A 26,477-nucleotide genomic window follows, 5' to 3' on the forward strand; every position below is an offset into this window, starting at 1 on the left:
TCATGCTTTATAGCATGAATACCGTTGATTTCCCACTTTTATCAAACTCACGTTATAAGTTATGAAGAATTGGTAATACCATTTCTGATTGAAATTGTAGCATAAACTTCAGTTCGTGCATGCTTGTAGCATAGACTGTTAGTCTGTGCACTCAGGGGCTGCTAATGCAATATAAACTTTTAGAAGTGGTATAAGTCATTGATTTACTGCAGTTCTTAAACCAAAACGAACAGATGCAAGTACCCAATATCACAAACGGAAAACGGAGGAAACCCGCTAAATGCTTAACTTCAGCGAGTTGAAAAGAATTTCACTGCGCGAGATATGGAAAAATGAAGCAAGTGACTTCACAAAATGGTTAGAATCAAATATCCAGACGTTGGGTGCTGCTCTTGATATGGATATTGAAATCACCAGTAGAGAAGCATCCGTTGGCGACTTCTCCTTAGATTTACTTGCACAAGACTTAGGAAGTTCAAGAATGATTGTTATTGAAAACCAGTTAACGCGAACTGATCATGATCATCTCGGCAAACTTCTCACCTATGCAGCTGGTTTCAATGCTTCAACAGTAATATGGATCGCTGAAGAAGTTAGGAACGAACACCGCCAAGCAATGGAATGGTTAAATCAGAGAACAGATAATGAGACACAGTTTTTTGCTGTCGTGGTGGAAGTTCTGCAAATTGACGATTCAAAACCAGCTCTCAACTTTAAACTGGTTGTCTCTCCTAACGAGTGGCAAAAATCCCAGACACAGAAAATCTCCGGATCCCTATCATTCAAGCAGGAAAAATACAGAAACTATTTCCAAACACTTATTGACGAACTCAGGGAAAAGTACAAATTTACTGGGATCCGCGTAGCCCAGCCATTCAATTGGCAATCCTTTTCGTCAGGGATTCGAGGGGTTCGCTATCGTGCAACATTCGCACAAGGGAACAGAGTGCATGCTTTGGTAAAAATAGATCAAAAGCACCTTGAAAACAGATTAGATATCTTTGATACCTTAAAGAAGCAAGAGGTAGAAATTACTGATTCTCTGGGTAGCCCTCTGGAATGGGAACGTCGCAACGACAAACGAGAAAGTTTCATCATTGTGTCTCGCGAGGGAAGCATTGATTCTGCTGATAGTGAATTAGAAGAGATCAGAGAATGGCACATTGAAACCTTACTGAAACTTAAAGAGGTGTTTGCACCGAAAATAGAAAAGGTTCTAGAAACACTTGAATAAAGAAATTGAAGTGCCAACGCTTATTATACTATAGTTTGGACAATTTTGGTCGGGTTCATGCTCGGTTTTCAAGAGATCTTTGATTTTTCTGAAAGTTTCTGAAACAAACCCAACTTGCAGGAAAATAAACCCCGATGCACCCAACGGCAGCCCCAGCGGGGCGATATGTGTATAGAAACGCCAACCCCCCAAGACCTAAGCCCCAGCGGGGCGATATGTGTGTTCTTAAAAAAATTGTCCAAAGTTTAGTTATTATAGTAAAGCCCATAATTACTTGGACATTGACGATGGGCGAGGTTAGAAACCTCGCCAGCGAAGGAGCGAGTGTTGTGTTTTTGAGAGTGTTCACTTGTTTTCGGGTTTTACTATAAAGCCTGGCCTGAATTAACGTTGGCACTTCAGTTCTGCGAACCTCGGCACTTATAGCGGTCTCTCTTTCGTGGATTCAACACGGTTGCGAGTCTGTGACAATCGGCGGATTTCATTGCATCGGGTCTTCGCCGGCGCGGAACGCTCGAAGACCTCTCTGGGGTGATTTTATAGCGTTTTCATGCTCTATTATCAATAAAATACCGCGACATCTGTTGGGGGATCGCGGTATTTAGATTTGGAATCCTACGCTAGCACTTCAGTCCTGTTACGCTACAAGCGGTATCCATCGTTTACCATTATGAGAAACAGGTAAATCATCCCAAGTTCTTTCTTCCAAAATCCTGCCTTTTTGCTTTTTATTTCGACCCCCCCACTGTTTGAAGAAGAAGGGAATGTCAGCTTGCTGGCATTGGTTACGAATATCGACAACCCACTCCTCTTGGATAGGACGTGCTTGGGGACCGGATTCTCCACCAACAATAACCCAATCTATGCAAGTTAAATCAAGGTTTGGAAGTGCTCCAATCAATGGTTCAAGAGAGAGGAATTTGATATGGGCACCTGTTTGTCGCAAATGGTCAATCCGGAATGTATAATCTTGGTTTTCAACACTGACCCCCATCCACACATTTTCGGGCCATTGTATTTTACAACTAAGTTCGGCCAAACGTTTTGATCGCTTCGTAAGCACTTGAAATTGATGTTGCTCCGCTTTGTTCATTGTGTCAAAGACATCCAGAATAAACTCTAATGGAACATCTTCATGGAATAAATCACTCATGGAATTGACAAAAATCAACTGTGGTTTTTTCCATTTCAATGGAGCATCAAGTAAATTTTTAACAAGCCGCACCTTATTCGACCATCTTGGACCTGCTTTAGTCATTTGTGCAAGTCCTTCATAAGCCAAACCCTTTTTTGAAAATCTTGCCGCGATGCGTTCGGCATAACAAAACCGACACCCTTCAGAAACACGTGTGCAACCTCGAATGGGATTCCAAGTTGATTGTGTCCACTCAATTTTGGATTTAGTCGCCATTTTGAGGTTCCTCCCTCGGTAGAAATGTTACTTTGACTCTGTCTGCAAATGTAATCTTTCCTTTCCTTTTCGGACGCTTACTTGCTGGTGGTTCGGCTTGAATTTTGCCTTCAATCTCAAGATTGGTAAGCACATGCTTATAGTTGTAATCAAGGTAAGGTGTACCAATGTTATGCTGATCATAAATCTGCTTCATTGTCATTGTTCTACCGGCAAAATTTTCCAACAACATATTAGCTAAATCGTCAAGAGGACGCGAGTATTCAAATAAAAGCGGTTGTCGTTGGCTCGCTGGATTATATTCAAACGAAGGGACACCCTGTTCTGAATTCGTGCTTTCTTTTGCCATTATCTCTTTCATAATTTCATAGCCCCTATTATGCTTAGAAACGAAGATCAGATGGTGGCTTGAACGCGTCCCACGCTCGTCTTTGAAGCAAAATGGTAAAACAAACTGACCCGCCTTTTCTTTTAGCGATTGGGATATTGCCTCAATTATGAAGAACTCACGGTCGGATGATTCCACAGATGGTGGGAGACTTCGGAGTTCATCTGCTTGCTCTTTTCCGAAAAGCGCATCTATATGCTCCTCTACAGCTTTATTATTAATGCCCATATTGATGCGATTGTAGTTAAAAAAGAATATACAATCGCACCCCCAGTTTCTAAGGAAAGAACTGATCAATTGAATTGATACTCCCTTGTACCCAAACGGATCTACGAAAAATAGAGTTGGTATTGTTTCCATAGACTCGAAAACTTGAGCAAGTTCTTCAGTAACTTCCATGTTTATAACGCGGGGGTTCCACTTAAGCATTTTTACTTCTGGATTTGAGTCAATGGCACTTTGAAGGTCTTGGGCATGCTCAGGATCCATATCGTTAAAGACGCTAACGAGTTTGTTGCGTATGTCATCATCTTCACATGCTTTCTTCAGGACAAGAATTGGAGTAGATTCTGTTCCATCTGCGTACTTGCCCGGACCGGCAAAAAGATCCACATAACCGATTTTCGATGCCCGTCGCTTCATAATTGTCGCCCAAGACCAGAAATATTTCTCAACAATCCTTGTCTTGACTTGTGACTGCTCCTTAGATTCATGAAAAAAAGAATTATCTTGCATTACACTCTCCATATTATACTATACACATGTTATTTTGTCAATAATAAGTATATCACGAAAGTGGAAAAAATACAAATAGTTTGGGAAGGTCACGCTCCTTCCATTATAAAACGAACTTTCCGCTCTTGCAGGACATGTTCACAGGGGCTTGTTTCGAGCGTGATTGTATTGTATCACAATCTTGGTTCAGGGAGTGGTCTAAATTTCCGATGGCAGTACACTCTGTCCAGAAATTTATTTGTCTGCTAATGAAAAATATGGTACAATTTGCTTAAGTGTAAAAAGGTGAAACATAACACTCGGCAATCAATTGCATGCGAAACGAGGGAATACTGAATTGGAATGGCCACACTTTTATCCGGTGAACTGTCCACCTGCCGAAGCCAAACCCGCTTCCGGTAAAATTTACCGCCTTGTGCAAAACGATCCAGCACAGGCGGAGGATTTCAGAACATTCTTTGAAGAAAATTCTCGTTGGTTTAAGAATAAACCAACCACTACGGTTTGTAAGGGCTGTGGAATCTCTGTCTATACGGAGTTACAGGACATCAAGCAACTCAAAAATAGATATAAGCGGAAATTCGGTAAATATAAAATAGTTGAAGGTGAACTTGATGCAAAGTTTGGCATGATTCAAAATACACCGTCAAAGGAAGTATCCCATCATACTTGGTGGGTCCCTGTTAGAGCAGAGCCTTGGACCGTTTTTAACATAATAAGTGAATCAAAAGAACAATAATTCAGAAAGGACACGAAAGATGGCTGATATACTCAATATTCCAGATTTAGGCAGACTTGAAATCATAGAAATCTACGATTACTATGACCAACCTATCCTTTTTGCATGTAAAAATACTGTAGGTCATCTTCACCTTGTCGTTGCTGCGGATGAGAATGACCAACACGAAACTTGGCTTTACGCAAGAGTTTCTCCTGAACGCCTCACCCTCATCCGATCTGGTGTGATAGACCTCCACGACGCATTCGCTGAACCTGAAGATGGCTGCTTATTTCAGGTAAAGTTTCCTTATGACAACTCAACCTCTCCCCAGATTGAATACCTTGAATCAAATCAGATCCCCGAGGACATGCTTCCAATTTCCGGTGAATGCCTTGATCTTGAAACCGAGATACTTTCCGTGCTCAGTAATACCGAACCCATACGAAAAAACAATCAAAACTTAGAACTGATACTATTGGACAAATGCACTATTCAAAGCTTGAAACCTGAAGAACTGGAAATGGTATCCAAACATAAAATATTGGTACCGGATATTGTCCTAATTGAAAACCTGAAAAGAAAAGAGACCGTAAATAAATTGAGCAAATTAGAAAACACTTACTGGGTCTTACATTGGGGGATGTTGGCAAAAAACGACTTATTGGGTCAAGAAATTACAGTAAATCAAGAAGACCTAACGAAAATTACAGACGATCCCGTAGAATTAAAGAAACAAGAGAAACTCGCCAAGAAGGTAGCAAAAGAATATGATGAATTTCCTATAAAATTGCTGCAACAGAACATAGACTTATCAAGGGACAGTAACCTGAACTGGGTTATGGGCAGGATTATCAGTGAACTTGAAACGCGTTATCCCGGTATTGAAATTACCAACGACATAATTAAGTCAACAGAAAGTAAATTGAAAAAGACAGAATCGATATTTAATATCAAACATGAGGATTGGGGGAAGTTATCACAGATTGTCATAGATGATTTAGATAACAAACCCATAAGACCCGAAAATAGGCATCTCAAAGAAATTGAGCGTGCTTACATCCGCAATAAAGAATGGTTGGATTTTGCGTGTACATACTTTCAAACGACGGAAGAAGAGAAAACTCAGATTTTCAAAAGATGGAAAGAAGAGTTTCAGCACCCTTTAAAGTTTTTCGCTTCTTATGCTTACTATGTTCTTGCATTAGAATTAACAATAGCACTGCGGGTGATAAAATCAAAAGGGAGTTATAAACGGGAAATCATAAGAGATCTCGGATATCTATATTATGCAAACTGCAAAAATGTCACCTTCCACACATGCGACCGCCAACTAAAAGATACTATCGAAAAAATACCATTTTTAAAGCACATCCAAGAAAAGATGGTATACTTCTATAACGATAAAGAGCAGAGACCAGGCGAACTCAACAAATCTGATTGGCTAAAAATGCTAAAAATAAGTCAAATCTAATCAACTATGCTCAGCACTTTGCCGGATTACACTCCACAGAGTCCTGGTTTCCGGCAATCCCGCCCAACACATTGCGATAATGTTCCCTAACTTCATTCTCATTTTACCCTGAAATTTCACAGTATTTGCAGCAGCGTCCGTGTGGAGTCAAGCTGTGCAATTCTAACCTGAAAGTTAGCGAATAAACTGAGAGTATGCCTTACGGGTTTTGGCGAGCTCTATCTCCGCATCGTGAGCTTTACCCTTGAATTCGAGGGCTTTTTCTACAATATCCCAATCTTGGTATTCCCAAATGGGCTCAAGTTGATTTTCTCTGTATGCTTTTACCTCCGGAGGAGTGTTTCTGTCGCCTGTTAAGGCGTTGGACACGTATCCACTCGCGTTACCATCCGTGCGCACTACGAGATTTGTAATACGCGGTATGGGTATGGGGCCCTTGCTCTACTCTTCTTCGAGTTCAGCGAGTGTTGTCGAAATAATGCCGCACACAGATCCAAAAATTTGAAAGCCTCGAGTTTCAAAATAGTCTATAGCCAGTTCTTTGAAAGTGATAATCTGCCGGTTCTGAGCCCGATTTACCAGTATAGGAAACGCTTCGCGCGCCCAGCATTGCGTCTTAAGGTCTCCGAACATATTCCGTTTGTATTTTATGTTTTCCATCACCTGATAATTCCTTTCCTAATTCGGTATTTGGAAGTCCAAGGGTTTTTGCTGCTTCCTCCAACGGAAGTTCCTCAACTTCCTGTAATTTACCCACGACTGCTTGTGAACGACCCTCTGTCTTTTCAAGAGCATTGGAAGCGTTTCGTAGGTGCCGCTGCGTGAGACCTAACAGACGACTATACTCACGAAATTCTGTCTTGATGGCAGCGAGCATTTCTTGGATTTTACCAGAATGTTTCTGAATCGCTAATGTTCGGAAACCTACACGCAGCCCGAGTAAAATGGCAGTGAGAGTCGTTGGGCCAGCAACTACAATTCGATGGGTTTGTAATAGTTCCTCTACTAAACCAGGCTGTCGAAGGACTTCTGCATTGAGTCCTTCTGTTGGCAAAAACATAATAGCGAAATCTGTGGTCTGTGGTGGGGAAACATACTTTTCGCTAATATCCCGCGCTTCATCTCGAACCCTTCGTATGAGTGATCGGGTTGCCGATTTTTCTGCCTCTTTATCGGCTATTTCAGTAGCCTCAACGAGCCTTTGATAGTCAGCCGTAGGAAACTTAGAATCAATTGGCAACCAGAGACTCTTATCTGGATTATCATCATTGCCTGGAAGGCGAACGGCGTACTCAACCCTCTCAGAACCTGTATGCGGTTGGACATTCAGTTTATATTGATCTGAGGTCAAGATTTGTTCAAGGATTGCCCCCAGTTGAACTTCCCCCCATGCCCCGCGGGTGCTGACATTTGTTAGGACCCGTTGAAGACTACCCACTTCCGAAGCAAGATTTTGCATCGTTCCAAGTCCATGCTGAACGGCTTCAAGACGCTCACTGACGATGTTGAAAGACTCTGTGAGTCGTTTTTCTAATGTTGTTTGGAGTTGTTCATCAACTGTCTGGCGTATTTGGTCCAGTTTATTTTCATTATTCTGTTGCAACCCTTGAAAACTTTCACGCAATGCCGTTCGAGCCCCTTCAAGTTGGGTAGTCAGGGTTTTGCTTAATTCACCGATATTTACCACAAGCGTCTTAGTTGTAGAATCTTGCGTCGCTCTAATTTCAGATCGAATCTGCTGTCCCGAGTTAGATACTTCCTCTTGTAGCGTATCTAAGTCATCTTTCCCTATATGTTTCGGCTGCGACTTTACAGCCCTATATACGAGAATGAGTAGTACGAGATTTCCTAATAGTAAGAGACACAATATTGTGTTTAGAATCAATTTTATCTCCTTTTCTTATCCATTTTTGTAAAAGCAGGCTGTTCAGTATACCGCGTTTTGAGAGAAAGGTCAAATCTTTTTTAATCCTTGGACGGCGATAATGCTCTTGACTTGGGTCCTTTTTACACAATTTGCGTCTGTCCTAAAAAAGTTACACTTTTCACCAAATTATTTTTTTCGCAACAGAGAATCTCGACTGAGAAATACCCAAGAACCCCACGTCTCCACTGGGCTCTCAACCGAAAACCCACACAGAAATCCCAATTTAAAAATGTTATAAAAACGTAACATTTTATCGAAACAGATACTTCGGTGCCAACACCGTCAACGACACACCCCGGGCAACCAAAAGCAGGGTCAACGCTCCCCATAGCCCATGATTCCCAAACGGCATCAACAGATAGATCGCACTAAAATAAAACAATGTTGACACAATTACGGAATTCCGTAAGGCTCTCGAAGCAGTCGCACCAAGAAAGATACCGTCCCAAATGTAGGCAGCGACGTTAATCACAGGTGCGATGATGACCCAAATCAGATAAACTTCTGCCTGTTCCACAAGCGACATCTGATCCGTAAAAACATACAGCAATCGCTCCCCAAAGCACGCAAGGATTAGCAGAATCACACCCGCGAACAGAAATGCCCAGAGAAAGATAAGGCGCGTCGTCTGTTTCAGATTTCGTAGGTCCTGCGCACCTTTGTATTTGCCGATCATACTCTCTGCTGCAAAAGCGAAACCGTCAATCGCGTAGGACAATAGATTGATATACTGCAACAGAATCGTGTTAATTGCCAAGAAGGTATCACTCAAGGCTGCGGATTTTGCGGTGAAATAGGCATGACTGAATACCAGACAACACGTCCTGATGAAGATATCACCACTGATGCTAAGGAACCGCTTGAGTTTAGAAAATGCTAAGATTTCTCGTAAATTCCATTTTGGCAAAATACCGCGATAATATCTCGAAAAGAGTAGAACTGCTACAAATAATCCGATATACTGCGCAATGACAGTCGCTAAAGCGATTCCGTCTACCTTCATGTCGAGTAGTTTCACAAATACCAGATTTAAGACGATATTGGCGAGGTTCACCACAATGGTCAGTAACAGTGGGTAGCGGGCATTCTGTAACCCCAAAAATACACCGTGAAAGGCATGCAGACACAATGTTGCAGGCGCAGCATAGATACGGATATGGAAATAGATGCGGGCGAGACGCTCCACATCAGGGCTCGCATCAATGAGGCGGAAACTGAGATCAATTAGCTGCCACTGGAAGATAAGGAGTAATAGGCTTGACGTGATGCCGATGCATATCGCTCTTAGCAGCAAACGTCCACATTCTCGGAGATCGTTTTCCCCGAAGGCTTGCGCTGTCAATCCCGTCGTTGCCATTCGGAGAAACCCAAATCCCCAATAGATGAAACTGAAGATAACGCCACCGATGCCGACCGCACCGAGGTAATGCTCGGATTCTAACCGCCCCATTAAAGCAGTGTCCACCGCTCCCAAAAGAGGGATGGAAAAATTGCTAATGATATTCGGGAGCGCGAGTCGATAGATCTGCTTATTGATCTCTTGAGGGGTATGCATGAAGAATTCCTACCCTATACCCTACCACGAACTCAGGTGAAAAGCAAGGGCATTAAAGCAAAGAAAAATTATCTGCAGTGCAACAGAGTAACAAATTCTGTCCTACACACTGCAGGATTCGTGTGTGCTCTATATTTTTCTTTGTAATTTCACGAGAAATTGAGTATACTATTTAACAATGAAAGACTGGAGTTATGTGTTTGCTGCCAAATCAATCGGATTCTGTGTATCTCGGCTGCCACGCTCGGTGACATTGGTTATCGGTGGATGGTTGGGCACCCTCGTATACTATCTGGCACCACAGCAGCGGGAATTGGCGTGTGAACACTTACGCGACTGTTTGACGTTTCCTGATGAACGCCGAGTTAAAGCAGTGGCGAAACAGTGTTTTGAAAATTTAGGCAAAACTGTAGTGGAGTTCATGCAGCTCCCACGCTTGGATAAGCAGCAGCTTCAACAATATGTTACTTTTGAAGGTGTTGAGCATGTGCAGCAAGCACTCGCACGTGGGAAAGGGGCAATCATTCTAACCGGACATTTTGGAAATTGGGAACTTCTCGCTGCGAGCATTTCTGCGACAGTTGCGCCGCTTACGCCGATTGTCCGTGAATTGCGTTCCGCTCGTTTAAACGCATTGGTCTCCAGCTACCGAGAAAAAGGTGGGTATACGACGATTGACAGAGATACAGGCGTGCGCCATGCCCTTCGATGTCTCAAACGGAATGAACTCCTCGGTATTGTTGCCGATGTAGATACAGCCGTGAGTGGTGTTTTTGTCGATTTTTTCGGTAGACGTGCTTATACACCCTACAGTCCAGTGGCGATTGCCCTCAAAACAGGGGCGGCGATACTGCCAACGTTCATTGTCCGGCAACCCGACGGTTCACACCACGCAATTATCGAACCACCTTTAGCGTTGAAACGGACATCTATGAAAGAGAAAGACCTTGTTGTTAACACGCAGAAATTCACAAAAATCATTGAATCCTACATCCGACGATACCCCACGCAGTGGATTTGGATGCATCGTCGGTGGAAAACACAACCGTAGGGGTTGGGGGATTTGGTCTTTAAATAGACCAAATCCATTCCTTGTATTACATTCCCAACCCGTCCAGATCCTCACACCGTTGTATCTCTGTCTGTTATTCTGCGTAATTTGTTGTAGAAGTACAGAGACACCCGTCGGTGCTGATGAAACCGGAGCAACCACCCCGACACAGAAAGTAGATGGGTTTTCTACACAACACACCGAAGCAGGTGTTATCAAATGGACGCTTGTCGGGGATACCTCAACGTTTCACGGAAGTTACATTGAGGTGCAAAATCCGACCGTTCAGATTTTTGAAGATGGTGTTGTTTCTATTACCGTGAATAGTCGGAAGGGTAAACAGTTCCTCACGGGAAGCAAGAAAAACAATCTCCATTTCACAGGAGATGTCGTCGGTGTTAGCGAGGATGGCACTTTATATAGCGAGGTTCTCCATTGGCAAAACCTTGCGGGCAAGTTGTATGGACCCGAAGAAGTCACACTTGTCCGTGGAGATTCCACATGGATCGGAACAGAGATGTACGCAAACCCGACGCTCAGAACCGTAAAAATGCAAAACAATCAATTTGAACTTCACCCAAAAGATGAGAAAGCACATGAATACCCTCAAACCCCAATTGAACCAGAGTAGTTACAAACACAGATTTCAGTTTCGCAAATTTTGCAATTTTTGTGTGTGCGCCAGTTTTCTAACGCTTTTTGTCTGTCTTATCGCACTGACACTCGGGGCGGAAGAGGCAGATACAGAAGGACATCCGTCACCCACCAACACTGCGGAAATTCAAACGACAGAGGACGCTGTAGAACAGGATAGCACCGCTGAGGATACGGAGGCTACACCAGTAGAGACGAAAGAAATAATCACTGGGACATCGAAAAGGATGGAGAGTTATGAGCAGGAAGGCATAACGATTCTTATTGACGAAGCGAAGACAGTCCGACGGGATGAGCAAGGCATCGAAATCGGGTTTCTCAACGCTGATAAAATCACCCTCAAGCGCGACTTAGAAACGGGAGCAACAAAAGAAATTGTCGCCGAGGGCAATGTAGAAATACGAGACCAAGATATTTTTGCGACCTGTGACCATGCGATCATGGACAATCTGACAAGCACGATTATCCTTCAGGAGAATGTCGTCGTCTTACAAGACAAGGATCGGCTTGAAACCAAATACTTCACTTTCAATCGCCTGACTGGAAAACAGACTGCCGAGGGGGACGTTAAGTTTAAGGTTACCGTTACACAGGCAACACCCGTAGAGCCAGAGGCAGATGAAAACGCCGAAAGCGGCACAGACACCGACGAAGAAAACACTTCCACAACTACGTCTGAGGAGACGGAGGATCCGTCTCAAGAAGAAACAGATACTGACACTGATACTGCTGAGGGTGATACAGAAGAGAAGGCTGATACGGATGCTGAAGACGCTGAGGATACAAATACGGAAAAAGAGACTGATACAGATGCTGGAAGTTCTGAAGGGACGGATCCGAAGGAAGAAACTGATACAGACCCAGGAAACCCCGATGACACAAATCCAGACGCTGAGACGGAAGACCCCTGATGAAAAGATATGGTAACGTATCGGCAAGGGATAATTAAAAAATGGCAACAGAACTACAAGCACACAGACTCATAAAACGTTATACGCGGCGCGGTCCTATAGTCGTTAACGAGGTGAGCCTCTCGGTCCAGCAAGGCGAAATTGTCGGACTGCTCGGTCCCAACGGTGCCGGAAAATCAACCACCTTTTATATGATGGTCGGATTGATTCGTCCGAATGCTGGTAGAATTACCTACGCTGATAAGGACATTACCTTCTACCCAATGTATAAACGCGCAAGGCTTGGTATCGGCTACCTCGCACAAGAAACATCGATTTTTCGTAAACTCACAGTTCAACAAAATGTTGAGGCAATCCTTGAGGTCCAAGGGGTGCCAAAATCAGAACGCGAACCTCGTATCCGTGAATTGACGGACGAACTCGGCATTTCAAATCTGTTACAACGCAAGGCATATACACTCTCAGGGGGTGAGTGTCGCCGGGCAGAAATAGCACGCGCCCTCGCGGCACAACCTGATTTCATTCTGCTCGATGAACCGCTTTCGGGAATAGATCCGATCGCTGTTGCGGATATCAAGCAACTCATCAGCCACTTGCGCGACCGCAATTTAGGTGTGCTCATTACCGACCATAATGCCGCTGAAACACTTGATATTGTTGACAGGGCGTACATCATTGTTGATGGAAAAATTACACTCGCCGGAACGCCCACGGAACTCATTAATAGTGAGACTGCAAGAGACCTCTATTTTGGACACAATTTCTCCTATCGGATTTAAGGGTTGTCGGTTTTTGGTTCGGATTTTTTTTCAAAAAATCCTTTCGGTTGTCGGAGGAATAGTTTTCGGAGAAATGGTTGTCAGTTATCGGTTGTCGGACAAGAGGAAGCCTTTGTTAAACGAACACCTCTTAACTGAAAACCGAAGACCGATAACCATTAAACCTGATAACTACTAATGAAATGTACAAAGCGCAACTTACCCAAGCACCCCAATTAACACAGAAAACGTCCATTACACCGAGGTTACAACAGGCACTCAAAGTGCTAAATATGCCGCTGCAGGAATTAACACAATTCATCAGTCAGGAACTCCAGCAGAACCCTTTCTTAGAACTCGAGGAAGACGACGAGATAGCACGCCCTACCGAAGAATCGGATCCAGACGCCGAATGGAATGAACCAGAAGAGAATCTTGATCGAGAAGATAGTACCATTGATATTGATTGGGAAACAGCCTTTGAGGACCGTGTCTCCGTTAGCGAACGGATAAATTCCAGATACTCGGACACTGACGAGCTACAACCAGACCTGGCGCATGAAGGGTCGCTGCACGAATATCTTGACGAGCAATTGAACCTCGCACCCCCGGAGGTTATAGCCTCAAAAACAGAACATACCATCGCAGCGCAAATTCTCGGAAATCTCAACGATGATGGACAATTGGAGCTCGAATTGTTTCAGGTGCCGTGTGAATTCCTGTCTCAACTCAATGAAGAGGTGCTTTCAACAGAACTGCACATTTTTATTCAAAAAAAAATATCAGCAGCGACGGGCGACCCTGATTTTCAATTTTCAAAAACTGCTACAATCGCTGTGAAAGATACAATGTGCCCTTCCTCAGAAAATCGGGGCATGCCTGCACATCGGGCATGGAAAATTAACGACAAAGACAACAAAAAAACATATACTATTCTATATGAATGTCCGACAGACAGTTGTAAACCGGCACTTATCTTTTACCAACTTACGTTGGATGATATTGCTGAAACTGTTGGTTGTGATACAGCACTCGTTGAAAATGTACTGCGTAAGATACAAGATAATTTTGAACCCATTGGGATAGCACATCGAGATATAAGAGAGGCATTACTGATACAGATTCGCAATTATATGATGAATGATGGGAATCCTGGGCATCGTTGCACGCTTCCCCTTGCCCACAAAATCATCAAAAATCACTTTGAGGCTTTTCTAAATCAGCAGTGGGATGGCATCGCGGATGCCCTGAAAGTTGACATCACAGCGATAGATGCAGCTGCGAAGTGGATAGGAAGGCTATCACCGCATCCCGGTCGCTACTTCACAGATCCTACGACTCGATCGCTCAAAAAATCCTCCGCAACAGAAATTATCACACCAGACGTGGAGATACAATACCTGAATGGAAAGTATCAAGCTATCTCTGTGGATAACCACATACCGCGCTTACAGATGAATCCTTACTATCTAAATCTGATGCGCAATCGACCAGATACCTTGGATGCTGAAGCAAAAGCATGGATAGAGAAACGGTATCGTGATGCGACAAATTTACTCAGCAGTCTCGCCCAACGCGGTAGCACGATTGCTCGGGTCACCGAGGCAATTTTTGAGGTGCAAACGGAATTTCTAACACAAGGCGTTAAAAGTATTAAACCCCTGACCTTGAGAACAATAGCTGAAAAAATAGGAATTCACGAATCAACCGTCAGCCGAGTAACGAGCAATAAATATGTCCAAACCCAACACGGTATGTATCCCCTTCGGTTCTTCTTCAGTAATGAATTAGCCACCACACAGGGGGACGCAGTCTCTGCCAAACAGGTGAAAAATCTCATTCAAGAGATGGTTAATGCCGAAGTCGCCTCGAAACCGCTCAGCGATCAAGCAATTAGTAATGCCCTGAAGGCGAAAGGTATCTTGCTCGCAAGGCGAACCGTTCAGAAATATCGTGATGAACTGGGCATTCCAACATCACGTGAAAGGTCTAAGGCAAAATCTATTTAACCCTACAGGTTCCGCAGTCACGTTGGCATTTCCCCGATACCATCGTGAAACCAAGGGGAACGTTGTTAGGAGGCAATCGTAAAAAAATGAAAGTAACCTACTCAGGACATAATTTAAAAATTACCGATGATATTCACGCGTATATCCTCAACCGTGCCGATAAAATTGAGTCGCGTTTTAACGGGATGCAAGAACTAAATGTCGTTCTCAAATCTGAAAAACACCGGTTTGATGCCGAGATGATAGTGACAGCACCCCGCGTGTCATTCTATGCAAAAAGTGAGACGCATGAGATCCTCTCTGCGCTGGATACTGTTACGGATAAAATCCTCAGCCAGATCCGACGTTACAGGGATCGAGTGAAAGACCGCCGAAATATTGCACCCCATCGAGAGGTAGTGGCACGACTCAATCCGGAAGAGGTGGACGCATCACCGGAAGTTGAAGGAATTGATACCCCTGTCGTTGTGTCAACACAGGATAAATTCGCATCCAAACCCCTGACGCTCGCGGAAGCCACAACGGAACTTGAAGCCACGAATTCCGGATTTCTTCTGTTTTTAAATGCCGAAACGCGACAGGTAAATCTAATTTATGAAATGGAAACCAAGGGGACTTATGGATGGGTAGAACCCCTCTTCACCTAAATGCCATAAATGGCAGCCTGCAACAATACGCATAAATACCCCGCTGAATGCCACACGCGCATTCAGCGTTGATTCGCAAAAACACGCAGGCGGATATGATCGAGAACTGTCAAGGCACGAGCATCGTCCTTTAACCGCAAGGAAAATTAAAAGAATGGCAAATCTTCCGAAAATCTACGCCCCTCACGAAATTGAGGGGAAATGGTACCAACTTTGGCAGAAAAACGGCTACTTTCACGCCGAGTCAACCTCTGACAAACCGCCTTACGCCATCGTTATACCCCCACCGAATATCACTGGCAGTTTACACATCGGGCACGCCCTTGACAATACACTCCAGGATTGCCTCATCCGATGGCGACGCATGCAAGGCTATAACGCCCTCTGGATGCCCGGAACCGACCACGCCGGTATTGTCACCGAACTTATTATGGAGCGACAACTCGCCGAAGAAGGCACCAGCAGAACCGAACTCGGACGTGAAAAATTCATCGAACGTATGTGGCAGTGGAAAGATGAATCCGCCGGGTATATCGTTTCGCAGCTCCAGAAACTCGGGTGCTCCTGTGATTGGGAACGCGAGCGTTTTACACTCGATGAAGGTCTGTCGAAAGCCGTTCGCACTGCCTTTGTTAAACTCTACGATCAAGGACTCATCTATCGCGATACCTACATGGCGAATTGGTGCCCACACTGTAACACCGTTATCAGTAATCTTGAAGTTGAACCCATTGAGATAGATGGCCACTTTTATCATATCCGCTATCCGGTTAAGGACAGTGAGATCGTACTCGAAATTGCCACAACCCGTCCAGAAACGATGTTGGGCGACACCGCTGTTGCTGTGCACTCTGAAGATGAACGGTATCAACATTTGATTGGAAAAACAGCACTCCTACCGCTCTGCGATAGAGAAATTCCGATAATCGCTGATGCGTATGTGGATACAGAATTCGGGACAGGTGCCTTGAAGGTGACACCCGCGCACGATACGAATGACTATGAAATTGGTTTGCGACACAACCTCAAGCAGCTCACAATTTTCACACCGGATGCATGTATAAACGAAAACGCCCCCGAAAAATACGTCGGCTTGTCCCGATGGGAGTGCCGCGAACGGGTCGTTGAGGATCTGCAGAACTCGGGGGCTCTCGTCAAAATTGTCCCACATCGGCACGCCGTTGGACATCATGACCGATGTGGCACCGTTGTTGAACCTGCTATATCACCGCAATGGTTTATGAATGTGCGTCCACTTGCCCAGCGCGCTATAGAAGCAACCAAAAAAGGGGAGATCCAATTTATCCCAGAACGCGAAACCACTCGCTTCTATCATTGGATGGAGAACATCGAACCCTGGCCCATCTCACGTCAACGCTGGTGGGGACATCGCCTCCCAATATGGGATTGTAACGCATGCGGTGCCGTCACCGCTGCGCTGGAAACCCCGCAGCAGTGCGAAGCATGTGGTGCCTCCGACTTTCGGCAAGAAGAGGACGTGCTGGACACATGGTTCAGCTCCGGGTTGTGGCCCTTCTCTACTATGGGATGGCCAGAAAATACGGAAGAACTGAAGACTTTTTACCCGACGTCCGTCCTTGTAACCGGCTGGGATATCCTCTTCTTCTGGGTCGCAAGAATGATTATGCTCGGATTAGGATGTATGAACGAGGTCCCGTTCCGCACGGTTTATCTGCATGGACTTGTTGCCGATGAAAAGGGACAGAAGATGAGCAAATCCAAGGGAAATAGCATTGACCCCTTAGAGACAATTGAGACCTATGGAACGGATGCATTCCGCTTTGCGCTCGTCAATACAAGCACCCCAATCCCTTATGTCCCGCTTCCAGAATCGCAGATCGAGGCAGGTAAGCGATTTGCGAACAAAATTTGGAACGCAGCCCGGTTCATTCTGATGAACTTAGAGAAGCATCCTGTGCCCGCAAAAATGGATGACGTAGCGGCTGAATCCTCCAGCACCTACAAACAGGAAACATTAGAAATCGCTTGGATACAGAGCCGTCTGAGTCATACCATCGCAGCAACAACCGAGGCTTTTGAGGACTTTCGTTTTTATGAAGCCACACAAATACTCTATGCCTTCCTTTGGCATGAATTCTGCGATTGGTACTTGGAATTTGCCAAACAACGCATCTCACAAAATCAACCAGAGGCACTTTGGGTAGCAGCAGATGTCCTGGAACAGACAATGCGTCTCCTACACCCTGTGATGCCTTTCTTGACCGAGGAGATTTGGCAACAACTCCCGCACGGTGGAGGCAAAAACGGATCCGCCGAAAAAGGTTCGATAACAGTTGCCGCATGGCCAGAACCAATAGGCGAAGATCCGACGGCAGAAACCACCATGGCGACACTCATGGAAGTTATCGAAAGGGTCCGAAGTATCCGAGGCGAGTTAAATGTTCCCCTCGGCGCATCCGTAGAGGTTCATATCCAATCGCCAAATGCTGAAACCCGTGAGCGACTTGAAGCATACTTGGCACAATATCTGCCAGCCTTCACACGCGTAGCAGACATAACAATCGCCGAATCGTTGTCCAAACCCCCGGCTTCGGCGGAAGCCGTTATCGGTGAGCTTGCTATCTACATCCCGCTTGCCGATATAATCGATCTGGATGCCGAGCATGCCAGGCTGAGTAAGCGGCATCAACAGATCCTTAAAGATGTCGCAGCAGCGCAGAAGACTTTAGATAATCCGAATTTCATTCAGCGTGCCCCTGAAAGGGTTGTTAAACAAAAGGAAGAGTTACTTGCACGACTGGAAGTAGAGAAAGAGAAATTGGCGCGAAGTCTCGCTATGCTCACTGAGTCGGAAAAGGAAGCGTAAAAAAGTTAGAATGGACGCAATGGTCGGGTGATTCTCTACAGTCCATGTGCTGTTGTCGAGGTGTTTCCCTCGCTGGCGAAGGGGCTGTGTCTGTCCTATGGAACAAATTGCATAGCCCGTAATGAAATGGAAGGGTTTTTGCTTGGGAGTTTCTTCAGATTTGAGAGAGGCACGTTAAAGTCCAAACCCCCGTTATTTAACCGCAAGGAATAATTAAAATATGGGAATTGAAAATAATGACAACTGCTTCGTTTGTGGTATGAAAAATCCATATGGCTTTCAGGTAAAACCTGAAATCAAGAATGGAGGCGAATTCGTCTATATTGGATGTACGCCCCCCGAGCATTTACAAGGGTGGGCAAACATTCTACACGGGGGTATCCTCAGCACCCTATTAGATGAAGCGATTACACACGTCGGGATAGGGACTTTCGATCAAGCCGCAGTAACAGCGCAGCTCGAAATCCGTTTTCGCAATCCGGCACCGACCCGTGTGAAACTCCATGTAAACGCAGAGCGTATTAAGATTTCAAAAAGGTTAGTTGAAGCAAAAGCGGAAGTCACGCTTAGCGATGGCACCCTTATCGCTACTGGCAGGGGTAAGGTAATGCCGGTCAATGAGAGTTTCGCTCCTAAGATATCGGTTCAATAATTTAAAAAATGGAAAATCCAAAATCTGCGGTAAATCCAGAGCGGAATTCAAGTTGGGACACCGATGTGCTCATCATCGGTAGTGGTGCCGCTGGATTACGCGCCGCTCTCGCTGCGAGCGAACACACGAATGTGACCTTAATCACCAAAACCACGCTGACAGAGAGCAACACACACTATGCCCAAGGTGGCATCGCAGTTGCCATGAACCTCGATGACACGATTGCCTTGCACATAAAGGATACCTGTGCAGCTGGAGCCGGACTCTGTGATGCCAAAGCCGTTGAGATGATGGTATCCGAAGGCATTCCACGGGTCGCTGAACTCCTTGACTGGGGGGCGAACTTTGATTGGGAAGGCACACTGCCCCGCTTTACACAGGAAGCCGCACATAGCCGTCGCCGTATCGTTCACAAAGGCGACGCAACCGGACGTGAAACAACGGATGTTCTCATCCAGCGTGTGCTTAACACCGAAAAAATCCATGTCTTACAAAATACATTTGCCATTGATCTCCTGACGGATGCGGAGACTCCCCAAGAGTTTCAGGAAGCCGCTACATGCTACGGCGTTACCGCGATTGTAGATGAACACGTAACTGCTATTCGCGCCAAATCCACGATTCTCGCAACAGGGGGACTTGGACGCATCTACCCGTGTACCTCCAACCCAAAAGTAGCAACAGGTGATGGGTTTGCTGCAGCGTGGCGCGCTGGATGCGAAATGGTTGATATGGAATTCGTCCAGTTTCACCCAACAACACTCTATTTGGATGGTGCCCCCAACTTTTTAATCTCAGAAGCTGTTCGGGGTGAAGGCGGTCAACTCATCAACATTCGGGGTGAACGGTTTATGGAGAGATACCACGAGAAAGGTGAACTCGCGCCCCGCGATGTCGTCAGTCGTGCTATCCAGATAGAAATGGAATTAACCGGATTTCCATGCGTCTATCTCGACATTACACATAAGCCTGCCGAGTTTATCCATGAACGCTTCCCCACGATCTCTGAAACCACCAAACACTATGGATTGGACATCAACATCGACTTAATTCCGGTGCGTCCCGGTGCCCATTTTATGATGGGCGGCATCCGCACGAACACCGATACACAAACGAACCTCAAAGGACTCTACGCCTGTGGCGAAGTTGCCTGCACGGGTGTCCACGGCGCGAACCGTCTGGCGAGCAATTCGCTGCTGGAGTGCCTCGTCTACGGCGCGCGCGCTGGCACAAACGCTGCAGCATTCGCAGCATCGCAGCCTTCTCACTCACCAGATGTATCACATGCCGGTAATACAGAGACATCTCAAACGCCAGATTTAGATTTTATAGAGGTGGTAAAGGATGCAATCCGCGAGACCCTCTGGGAAAATGTGAGTATTGAACGAAACGGCGAGGGTTTAAGACAAACCCTCGCCGAATTGAAAGACTTAACCACAAATTTAGGAAACGTGCCGGCAACACCAGCACCAAATGATATAGCACTCGTTGAAGCCGTCAATATGCTCAATGTCGCCTTGATGATAACGGAATCAGCACTCGCGCGAACCGAAAGCCGCGGCGCACACTACCGCGCTGATTTTCCGACGCAAGACGATAGCGATTGGCACCGCCGAATTCTTATCAAAAACAATAACCCACCAGAAGTGATCTCCTTAGAATAGCAGTCAGCCGACGGTTAACTGCTAACTGACTACTGACAACTATCTCCCTAAAGACCTTTTTGGACGATCCCTGTTACCGAATTCACAGCTGGCGGTTCGCTTGCCTTCTTATAAATTTCTATATAGTGATCGTAACTGTCAATCACCTTCTTGATATGAAGTCGGGTTTCTCGAATAGTAATCTTCTCGACAAACTCATCGATGTCTGCGATATTTTTCGATGCCACCCACCGCTTCATCCGTCCAGGACCGCCATTATACGCGCCAGTCACCAGCATCATGTTGTCATTGAACAGTGAATTAAGATATCCGATATACTTCGTCCCCATCTGAATATTCACATCGGGCTGTTTGAGCATTGAGGTTCGGAAGCGACGGATTTTGAGCTGCTGGGCGAGTTCTCTTCCGGTCGGGGGCATAATCTGCATCAATCCGATCGCGCCTGCCCAACTCACCGCCGCCGCGTTGTATCGACTTTCCTCCAAAATCATAGCCGCAATTAAGAAGGTATCCACGTTATACAATTTGGCATATTTCTCAACAGTCTTAGCATAGTAGCGCGGATAGAGTTTCTGGTGCAGTTTCTCTAAATCCTCTCGCGTCGCATTTTCAAAAGCCGGACTCTCAAGAGACCGTTCAGTCACCTTCCGGGCTTTATCGTACATCGCGAGACCTTCATAACAGGTAACCAGATTATAAAAACACTCGCGTTCAGGGAGCGAAGTTGTGTTGATGTGCTCGTCTAACTGCGTAATCGCATCTTCATAAAGCCTCAGTTCCATCAACAACAGCACCTGTTCTGGAGATGCCTGACGCACGGGTAATTCCGCATCTTGAACGGCTTTCGGTTCCAACTCGGACATAGCCACACCTAAAATCGCTTTTGCTCGTGCCGAGTAGTACCAATACTTTGCTTCTGCTACTTCTTTATACAACTTCCGCGCCAGTGCGGGCTTGTTCTGGCGTTCACGTATCTTTGCCATCCAAAAGTGCGCACCCATCGCATAACGATTTCCAGGGAAATTCTCTTTCAGACCCTCGAAAGCGTTGTAACTCTCTTCATAGCGGCGTTCATCAAAGCGCTGCCACCCGGTTCGCCACGCTGCAACATCAGCGTAAGGACTTTTCGGGGCAACCTTAATTAAGCGGGCATACGCCTCAAGTGCTAACTCCAATTTTCCCTGTTTTTCGCGGAGTTGCGCGATATCATACAATGCGTTGTCTACCCACTCACTCCATGCATAGGACTTCACAAAACTTTCAAGCTTGCTGATGGCGGTTCTAATATGCCCCTTCCGACGATAACACTGGGCTATTTGATACGTCGCGCGCGTGAGATACCTGTTTTTATCACCGAGTGCAATAACGCCATTGAACTTCTTAATTGCTGTATTGTACCACTTCCGCCCCTGATAACTGCGTCCGATGAGGTAGAGCGCATGCGCTCGTAGATTCATATCCACAGTCTTAGGAATTAATTCCAAGTCCGACACGGCGGTTTTCCATTGTTTATGAGAAAAGGATACCAAGCCACAATTAAGCCGGTCGGTTGGGGTCAGTTTTAGCGTTTTATGCGATCTCATAAGCCGCTTAAGCCGACTGAGTGAATCACGAGCAACACTCTTTGAGTGATTTTCGGTTATGAGTTCACGATACGTGTTGAATGCTGTAGTGGTGTCACCGAGCTCTTCATGGCAACGGGTTAAAGCGAAACTTGCTTCTCTTTCATAGCGTGGCTCCTCAACGAGTTCGACCAACAGAGACTTCGCGGACGCGTACGCCTTCTCTTCCAGATGGAGTTGTGCTAAAGCCCACTTTGCCTTCACGAGATAAAAACTCGTGGGATAATCCTTGACAAGCTGCGTATACCACTTTATCGCCCGTGTTCTGTTGTTCATGTCTTCGTAAAGTTGTGCTAAGCGATAGATGGCACAGTCTGCCAGTGGATAACTCACCGAAGCAACTCGCGCGTAATGCCCAACCGCCTTCGGGCGGTTGCGAAGTTTTTCATAGTTATAGCCGAGGGCATGATGAATCCGAAGTTTTTCTGACTCGGACAGGTCAGTTTGCAATAAAGCCTCAAGTTTCACAGTTGCTCTTTTGCGGTTCCCTTCATCAATTAAGGTAAAGGCTTCTTGCCACGCAGCACGCTGGTCTTCATCACCTGAAGCCGGTATCCCGATAGCGAAGCATCCATACGCCAACGCGAGCAAACCTAAAAAGGATTTTCGGATTATGATGGAATAGAACGCAGCTCCCGAACCTGATGTATTGTTGGGCTGAATTCGGTTGCTGCTAAAGAACTTTATATATTTCATTGCGTCTTTTTTGCGGGCCTCCTCATGTGAGTTCCTGTGGATTTACTTGAAATATGCATAGATTTTTCCGGATTCTTTTATCATAATTGAATTGTAACGTCTCTTAAAGGCAAAAAGCAACAAAAAAAATAAGTCGTAACATTCCATCTCACGAATACCAGAAATCACTTGCCAAATTGAAGACGTTACGCTATACTTAATAGCAGCTTAATCCATTAAAAGGAGCATCGTGATGGAAATTGTAGCACTTGGAAAAACAGGTTTAAATGTTTCACGACTTTCAATCGGAACAGGATCAAATGGCTGGAATGGTCGCTCAAATCAGACAGATTTGGGATTTGAAGCTTTACGGGACTTACTCCTCTTCTCACACGAAAAAGGTGTAACGTTTTGGGATTCCGCAGATCAGTACGGAAGCCATCCGCATGTCAAGGCAGCACTGCAAGAGGTGCCACGTGAGAGCGTCACTATTACCACAAAGACAACCTCCCGAACGCGAGAAACTATAGAAGCAGACGTGAAGAGATTTCTCAAAGAGATAGGTTCTGACTATGTGGACATTGTCTTGCTCCACTGCCTCACACAAGTAGACTGGCCCCAACGATATCCGGAGGCCATGGAAGCCCTTGCCCGTTGCAAGGAACAGGGATTGATCCGCGCACACGGCGTATCCTGCCACGATTACGGTGCCTTCCAAACATCCGCGATGACGGAATGGGTTGACGTTGTCTTGGCTCGGATTAATTACGCGGGTGTCCACATGGACGCGTCCCCCGCTGATGTCATCCGCACAATGGAACAGATGGCATTCGTAGGAAAAGGCATCTATGGAATGAAAGTGCTGGGACAAGGAAAATTGGCAGAAGACGCAATAGGTCAACGCCAGGCAATTGAATTTGTGATGGGACTTCCGTGCGTACACGCTATGACTATCGGAATGACCTCCGAGCGCGAAGTGGAAGCGAACGTCGCCCTCGTTAATGAACTCTCGTAGGAATAGTGCTCGGTTCGGATTTTTTCTGATGAGACTCAGCCGCAGCCTGCAACAATACGCAGAAATACCGGATTTAGCCTGGGAATAGACTCAATCCATACGCAAGTCGCGTGTGGACTTGCGGGACAATGTATTACATTGCAAAAACACGCAGGCGGATATACGGAGAGGTACTTTATTCATCAAACCCGTCTGATCGAACCGCAAGGAAAGTTAAAAAAACGAACCGCAAGGAAAGTTAAAAACATGGAAGAATATGAGATAGTGATCGGTTTGGAAATCCACGCCGAATTGTGCACAGAAAGCAAACTTTTCTGTAATTGTGCCTATACCTTCGGGGCATCGGCGAATGACTGTACGTGCCCAATCTGTTTAGGGATGCCGGGAACATTACCCGTCGTCAACAGACGCGCCGTTGAGTTTGCGGTGCGTGCCGGCTTAGCGATGGACTGTGAAATCACACCTTCCAGTAAATTCGATCGGAAGAACTATTTTTATCCAGATCTACCCAAGAACTACCAGATCTCACAATATGACATTCCCTTGTGTCAAAGCGGACAGGTAACGTTTGAATTTGAGGGCGAACCCCGAACGGTTGCCCTCCGTAGAATTCATCTCGAAGAAGATGCCGGGAAATCCATTCACGCCGAAGTCACCGGGGATCCAACCCGTAGCTTCATGGATTTCAATCGTGCCGGTGTGCCACTCCTCGAAATTGTAAGCGAACCCGAATTGCATTCTCCCGCAGAAGCCATCGCCTATTGTCGGGCAGTTAAGGAAATTTTAGAGTATATTGAAGTGAGCGACTGCAACATGGAAGAGGGGAGCCTGCGATGTGAGCCAAACCTCTCCCTGCGTCCCAAGGGTAGCAAAGAATTGGGGACACGCACTGAAATTAAAAACAAAAACTCGTTCCAAGAGTTGATCGAAGCAATGGAATACGAGGTGAAACGACAGGCTCGAATTTTAGATGCGGGTGAAGAGGTTGTCCAAGAAACACTCCTCTTTGATGCCAGCACGGGCAAGACCGTTGCTATGCGTGGTAAAGAGGAAGCCGACGACTATCGCTATTTCCCTGAACCCGATCTCGTTCATGTCCAGATAAGGGGTGAGTGGGTTAAGGAGATCCAGCCGACCCTTCCTGAACTCCCCGCTGCCCGCCGGGAACGGTTCATTTCGGACTATGACCTCTCACCTGAAAACGCAGAATTCCTAACAAGCACCCGACCACTCGCCGAGTTCTTCGACGAAGCCGCTCGATGCAGTGGTGATCCCACCACCTGTGCAAACTGGATCATGGGCGACCTGACCCGACTCCTAAACACAGCAGAGATTGAGATCCAAGACGCGAAGGTCACGCCAGCACACCTCAACGAACTCATCCAGTTAATCGAGGATGCGACCATCAGCGGTAAAATCGCCAAATCTGTGCTTGACGATGCCTTTGAAACCGGCAAAATGCCCAAGCAGATTGTTAATGAAAAGGGGTTGGCACAAATTACGGACACCTCAGAGATAGAAGCCATCGTCTTACAGGTAGTCGAGGACAACCCCGGTCCCGCGCAAGATTACCGTGACGGCACGAAAAAGGCTATTGGATTTCTTGTAGGGCAGGTAATGCGTGCGACTCGCGGCAAGGCAAATCCGCAACTCGTGAATCAGATTTTAACACGGGTTTTGTTGACAGATTGAGGCTTTCCGATGGATATAGCCTAGTTAACTGTGGCGCGATTTGGCAGATTTCCCAAACACTGCTTCATCACTATTTGAGCAAAAATCTCGGTTTTTAAAAAGGAGTTCGTTATGAAGTTATCAGAAAATCAAGAGCTCGTTCAAAAACTAAAGCAAATTTTGGAAGGTTATCCAGGAGCAGAGTATGATGAACATAGTTCAGCGCGTATGGATAATATCTTAATGGTTAAAATATCGGCTGATGTTAGATGCTCTATTAGTGATGCTGCCAACATTGCCAGAAAATTAAGTGAATCTACTGGAGATAGTTACATCCCTCAATTGAGTGCTAGTTCTGGCGAATCTACTTTGGACAATCTAAGAAGTTTTAACTTATTTTTACCAGAACCGAATAAAAACGTCAGAATAACTTATCCTGATAGTAAGGATGGTATATTGGAAGTTGATGTTGTACAAGGAGTGGAGATGTCACTTAAAGTTGACGATTCTCTGTGGTGTTTTGCTGAAGGAAATAAGTTGGAAATTCGTTTTAACATTTTTGCACATCCTAACTATCGCAAATTTTTACGTAGTCATGTTACTACGTTTACCCGAAACTATAATGTGTCTGCATATAGCAATCATTTCTCAAGTTTCGAATTTAAACAAACAATAGACGATGGCACGGATTTATCTAAAAATTCGCTTGACTAGTAGTCGTTCAATGTTGAGTTTACGATAAAGTTATTGATTTTTTGGAGATTTCGTGATATATTCTTGCTATGCTTTGAATCCCATCTCCGAGAGGTCTCCGATGAGAAAACAAACCCATAAAGTTGAGCTGACGTCTGAAGAGCG

At 45.5% G+C, this 26,477-nt stretch carries 23 protein-coding genes; 16 read left to right on the plus strand and 7 right to left on the minus strand.

All coding sequences use genetic code 11. The features are described from left to right. Positions 1 to 280: 280 nt before the first annotated feature. Together F4X88_11610 and F4X88_11615 are read left to right on the plus strand one after the other, a co-directional pair. Complete coding sequence (locus tag F4X88_11610) at positions 281 to 1,234, plus strand: DUF4268 domain-containing protein (GenBank protein ID MYA56937.1); 954 nt, start codon at positions 281 to 283, stop codon at positions 1,232 to 1,234. A 439-nt stretch (positions 1,235 to 1,673) separates the two neighbouring features. Next, positions 1,674 to 1,769, plus strand: coding sequence for a hypothetical protein (locus F4X88_11615; GenBank protein MYA56938.1), 96 nt, complete (start codon positions 1,674 to 1,676; stop codon positions 1,767 to 1,769). A 102-nt stretch (positions 1,770 to 1,871) separates the two neighbouring features. Here F4X88_11615 and F4X88_11620 read toward each other — a convergent pair whose 3' ends face one another. After that, positions 1,872 to 2,645: a phage Gp37/Gp68 family protein gene (locus F4X88_11620; protein ID MYA56939.1), complete on the minus strand. Its 774-nt coding sequence runs from the start codon at positions 2,643 to 2,645 to the stop codon at positions 1,872 to 1,874. Continuing rightward, complete coding sequence (tcmP, locus tag F4X88_11625) at positions 2,635 to 3,768, minus strand: three-Cys-motif partner protein TcmP (GenBank protein ID MYA56940.1); 1,134 nt, start codon at positions 3,766 to 3,768, stop codon at positions 2,635 to 2,637. Before tcmP ends, F4X88_11620 begins: the two co-directional genes overlap by 11 nt. A 337-nt stretch (positions 3,769 to 4,105) precedes the next feature. On the opposite strand from tcmP, the gene F4X88_11630 reads away from it, so the two are divergent. Continuing rightward, positions 4,106 to 4,507: a hypothetical protein gene (locus F4X88_11630; protein MYA56941.1), complete on the plus strand. Its 402-nt coding sequence runs from the start codon at positions 4,106 to 4,108 to the stop codon at positions 4,505 to 4,507. Positions 4,508 to 4,526: 19 nt separating this feature from the next. Continuing rightward, positions 4,527 to 5,960, plus strand: a complete 1,434-nt coding sequence (locus F4X88_11635; protein ID MYA56942.1) for a hypothetical protein — start codon at positions 4,527 to 4,529, stop codon at positions 5,958 to 5,960. A gap of 174 nt (positions 5,961 to 6,134) precedes the next feature. Here the strand turns inward: F4X88_11635 and F4X88_11640 are convergent, their stop codons facing one another. The 4 genes from F4X88_11640 to F4X88_11655 all read right to left on the minus strand — a co-directional run bounded on the left by F4X88_11640 (position 6,135) and on the right by F4X88_11655 (position 9,442). Next, complete coding sequence (locus F4X88_11640) at positions 6,135 to 6,329, minus strand: hypothetical protein (GenBank protein MYA56943.1); 195 nt, start codon at positions 6,327 to 6,329, stop codon at positions 6,135 to 6,137. A 72-nt stretch (positions 6,330 to 6,401) separates the two neighbouring features. Beyond that, complete coding sequence (locus F4X88_11645) at positions 6,402 to 6,620, minus strand: hypothetical protein (GenBank protein MYA56944.1); 219 nt, start codon at positions 6,618 to 6,620, stop codon at positions 6,402 to 6,404. Further along, the gene (gene rmuC / locus F4X88_11650) at positions 6,577 to 7,851 is read right to left on the minus strand and encodes a DNA recombination protein RmuC (protein MYA56945.1); all 1,275 of its coding nucleotides are present in this window, start codon (positions 7,849 to 7,851) and stop codon (positions 6,577 to 6,579) included. The genes F4X88_11645 and rmuC overlap by 44 nt, the downstream gene beginning before the upstream one ends. 286 nt (positions 7,852 to 8,137) lie before the next feature. Further along, positions 8,138 to 9,442 (minus strand): MATE family efflux transporter, encoded by a 1,305-nt coding sequence (locus tag F4X88_11655; GenBank protein MYA56946.1) that lies wholly within the window; start codon positions 9,440 to 9,442, stop codon positions 8,138 to 8,140. Positions 9,443 to 9,620: 178 nt separating this feature from the next. Here F4X88_11655 and F4X88_11660 point away from each other — a divergent pair, with 178 nt between their 5' ends. The 9 genes from F4X88_11660 (at position 9,621) to nadB (ending at position 20,636) form a co-directional block, all read left to right on the plus strand. Continuing rightward, entirely contained in the window at positions 9,621 to 10,493 is an 873-nt protein-coding gene (locus F4X88_11660; protein MYA56947.1) for a lysophospholipid acyltransferase family protein, read from the plus strand. Next, the gene (gene lptC, locus F4X88_11665; GenBank protein MYA56948.1) at positions 10,390 to 11,124 is read left to right on the plus strand and encodes an LPS export ABC transporter periplasmic protein LptC; all 735 of its coding nucleotides are present in this window, start codon (positions 10,390 to 10,392) and stop codon (positions 11,122 to 11,124) included. Before F4X88_11660 ends, lptC begins: the two co-directional genes overlap by 104 nt. Next, a complete protein-coding gene (locus tag F4X88_11670) occupies positions 11,078 to 12,058 on the plus strand; it encodes a hypothetical protein (protein MYA56949.1) in 981 nt (326 codons plus the stop codon). Before lptC ends, F4X88_11670 begins: the two co-directional genes overlap by 47 nt. Positions 12,059 to 12,099: 41 nt before the next feature. After that, positions 12,100 to 12,837 (plus strand): LPS export ABC transporter ATP-binding protein, encoded by a 738-nt coding sequence (gene lptB / locus F4X88_11675; GenBank protein MYA56950.1) that lies wholly within the window; start codon positions 12,100 to 12,102, stop codon positions 12,835 to 12,837. A gap of 182 nt (positions 12,838 to 13,019) precedes the next feature. Further along, positions 13,020 to 14,825: an RNA polymerase factor sigma-54 gene (rpoN, locus tag F4X88_11680; GenBank protein MYA56951.1), complete on the plus strand. Its 1,806-nt coding sequence runs from the start codon at positions 13,020 to 13,022 to the stop codon at positions 14,823 to 14,825. 86 nt (positions 14,826 to 14,911) lie between these two features. Beyond that, positions 14,912 to 15,472, plus strand: coding sequence for a ribosome-associated translation inhibitor RaiA (gene raiA / locus F4X88_11685; protein ID MYA56952.1), 561 nt, complete (start codon positions 14,912 to 14,914; stop codon positions 15,470 to 15,472). Positions 15,473 to 15,626: 154 nt separating this feature from the next. After that, positions 15,627 to 18,320, plus strand: coding sequence for a valine--tRNA ligase (locus F4X88_11690; protein ID MYA56953.1), 2,694 nt, complete (start codon positions 15,627 to 15,629; stop codon positions 18,318 to 18,320). Between the two features lie 220 nt (positions 18,321 to 18,540). Further along, positions 18,541 to 18,972, plus strand: a complete 432-nt coding sequence (locus F4X88_11695; GenBank protein MYA56954.1) for a PaaI family thioesterase — start codon at positions 18,541 to 18,543, stop codon at positions 18,970 to 18,972. 8 nt (positions 18,973 to 18,980) lie between these two features. Then, the gene (gene nadB, locus F4X88_11700) at positions 18,981 to 20,636 is read left to right on the plus strand and encodes an L-aspartate oxidase (GenBank protein MYA56955.1); all 1,656 of its coding nucleotides are present in this window, start codon (positions 18,981 to 18,983) and stop codon (positions 20,634 to 20,636) included. A 47-nt stretch (positions 20,637 to 20,683) separates the two neighbouring features. Here nadB and F4X88_11705 read toward each other — a convergent pair whose 3' ends face one another. Further along, positions 20,684 to 22,954, minus strand: a complete 2,271-nt coding sequence (locus F4X88_11705; GenBank protein MYA56956.1) for a tetratricopeptide repeat protein — start codon at positions 22,952 to 22,954, stop codon at positions 20,684 to 20,686. 232 nt (positions 22,955 to 23,186) lie between these two features. Here F4X88_11705 and F4X88_11710 point away from each other — a divergent pair, with 232 nt between their 5' ends. The 3 genes from F4X88_11710 to F4X88_11720 all read left to right on the plus strand — a co-directional run bounded on the left by F4X88_11710 (position 23,187) and on the right by F4X88_11720 (position 26,333). Then, complete coding sequence (locus tag F4X88_11710) at positions 23,187 to 23,948, plus strand: aldo/keto reductase (GenBank protein ID MYA56957.1); 762 nt, start codon at positions 23,187 to 23,189, stop codon at positions 23,946 to 23,948. Between the two features lie 246 nt (positions 23,949 to 24,194). Continuing rightward, positions 24,195 to 25,640: an Asp-tRNA(Asn)/Glu-tRNA(Gln) amidotransferase subunit GatB gene (gatB, locus tag F4X88_11715; GenBank protein ID MYA56958.1), complete on the plus strand. Its 1,446-nt coding sequence runs from the start codon at positions 24,195 to 24,197 to the stop codon at positions 25,638 to 25,640. A 111-nt stretch (positions 25,641 to 25,751) separates the two neighbouring features. Beyond that, positions 25,752 to 26,333 carry a hypothetical protein gene (locus F4X88_11720; protein ID MYA56959.1) on the plus strand — a complete coding sequence of 194 codons (582 nt, stop codon included), beginning with the start codon at positions 25,752 to 25,754 and terminating at the stop codon, positions 26,331 to 26,333. Positions 26,334 to 26,477 lie beyond the last annotated feature (144 nt).

It is taken from the genome of Candidatus Poribacteria bacterium (genome assembly GCA_009839745.1).
Taxonomy (GTDB): Bacteria; Poribacteria; WGA-4E; order WGA-4E; family WGA-3G; genus WGA-3G.

Bases quoted from the DNA above. Each gene is read 5' to 3' on its own strand.
- F4X88_11610 (MYA56937.1), top strand. From the start codon at position 281: ATGCTTAACTTCAGCGAGTTGAAAAGAATTTCACTGCGCGAGATATGG.
- F4X88_11620 (MYA56939.1), bottom strand. From the start codon at position 2,645: ATGGCGACTAAATCCAAAATTGAGTGGACACAATCAACTTGGAATCCC.
- tcmP (MYA56940.1), bottom strand. From the start codon at position 3,768: ATGCAAGATAATTCTTTTTTTCATGAATCTAAGGAGCAGTCACAAGTC.
- F4X88_11635 (MYA56942.1), top strand. From the start codon at position 4,527: ATGGCTGATATACTCAATATTCCAGATTTAGGCAGACTTGAAATCATA.
- F4X88_11645 (MYA56944.1), bottom strand. From the start codon at position 6,620: ATGGAAAACATAAAATACAAACGGAATATGTTCGGAGACCTTAAGACG.
- F4X88_11655 (MYA56946.1), bottom strand. From the start codon at position 9,442: ATGCATACCCCTCAAGAGATCAATAAGCAGATCTATCGACTCGCGCTC.
- F4X88_11660 (MYA56947.1), top strand. From the start codon at position 9,621: ATGAAAGACTGGAGTTATGTGTTTGCTGCCAAATCAATCGGATTCTGT.
- F4X88_11670 (MYA56949.1), top strand. From the start codon at position 11,078: ATGAGAAAGCACATGAATACCCTCAAACCCCAATTGAACCAGAGTAGT.
- lptB (MYA56950.1), top strand. From the start codon at position 12,100: ATGGCAACAGAACTACAAGCACACAGACTCATAAAACGTTATACGCGG.
- rpoN (MYA56951.1), top strand. From the start codon at position 13,020: ATGTACAAAGCGCAACTTACCCAAGCACCCCAATTAACACAGAAAACG.
- raiA (MYA56952.1), top strand. From the start codon at position 14,912: ATGAAAGTAACCTACTCAGGACATAATTTAAAAATTACCGATGATATT.
- F4X88_11690 (MYA56953.1), top strand. From the start codon at position 15,627: ATGGCAAATCTTCCGAAAATCTACGCCCCTCACGAAATTGAGGGGAAA.
- F4X88_11695 (MYA56954.1), top strand. From the start codon at position 18,541: ATGGGAATTGAAAATAATGACAACTGCTTCGTTTGTGGTATGAAAAAT.
- nadB (MYA56955.1), top strand. From the start codon at position 18,981: ATGGAAAATCCAAAATCTGCGGTAAATCCAGAGCGGAATTCAAGTTGG.
- F4X88_11705 (MYA56956.1), bottom strand. From the start codon at position 22,954: ATGAAATATATAAAGTTCTTTAGCAGCAACCGAATTCAGCCCAACAAT.
- F4X88_11710 (MYA56957.1), top strand. From the start codon at position 23,187: ATGGAAATTGTAGCACTTGGAAAAACAGGTTTAAATGTTTCACGACTT.
- gatB (MYA56958.1), top strand. From the start codon at position 24,195: ATGGAAGAATATGAGATAGTGATCGGTTTGGAAATCCACGCCGAATTG.
- F4X88_11720 (MYA56959.1), top strand. From the start codon at position 25,752: ATGAAGTTATCAGAAAATCAAGAGCTCGTTCAAAAACTAAAGCAAATT.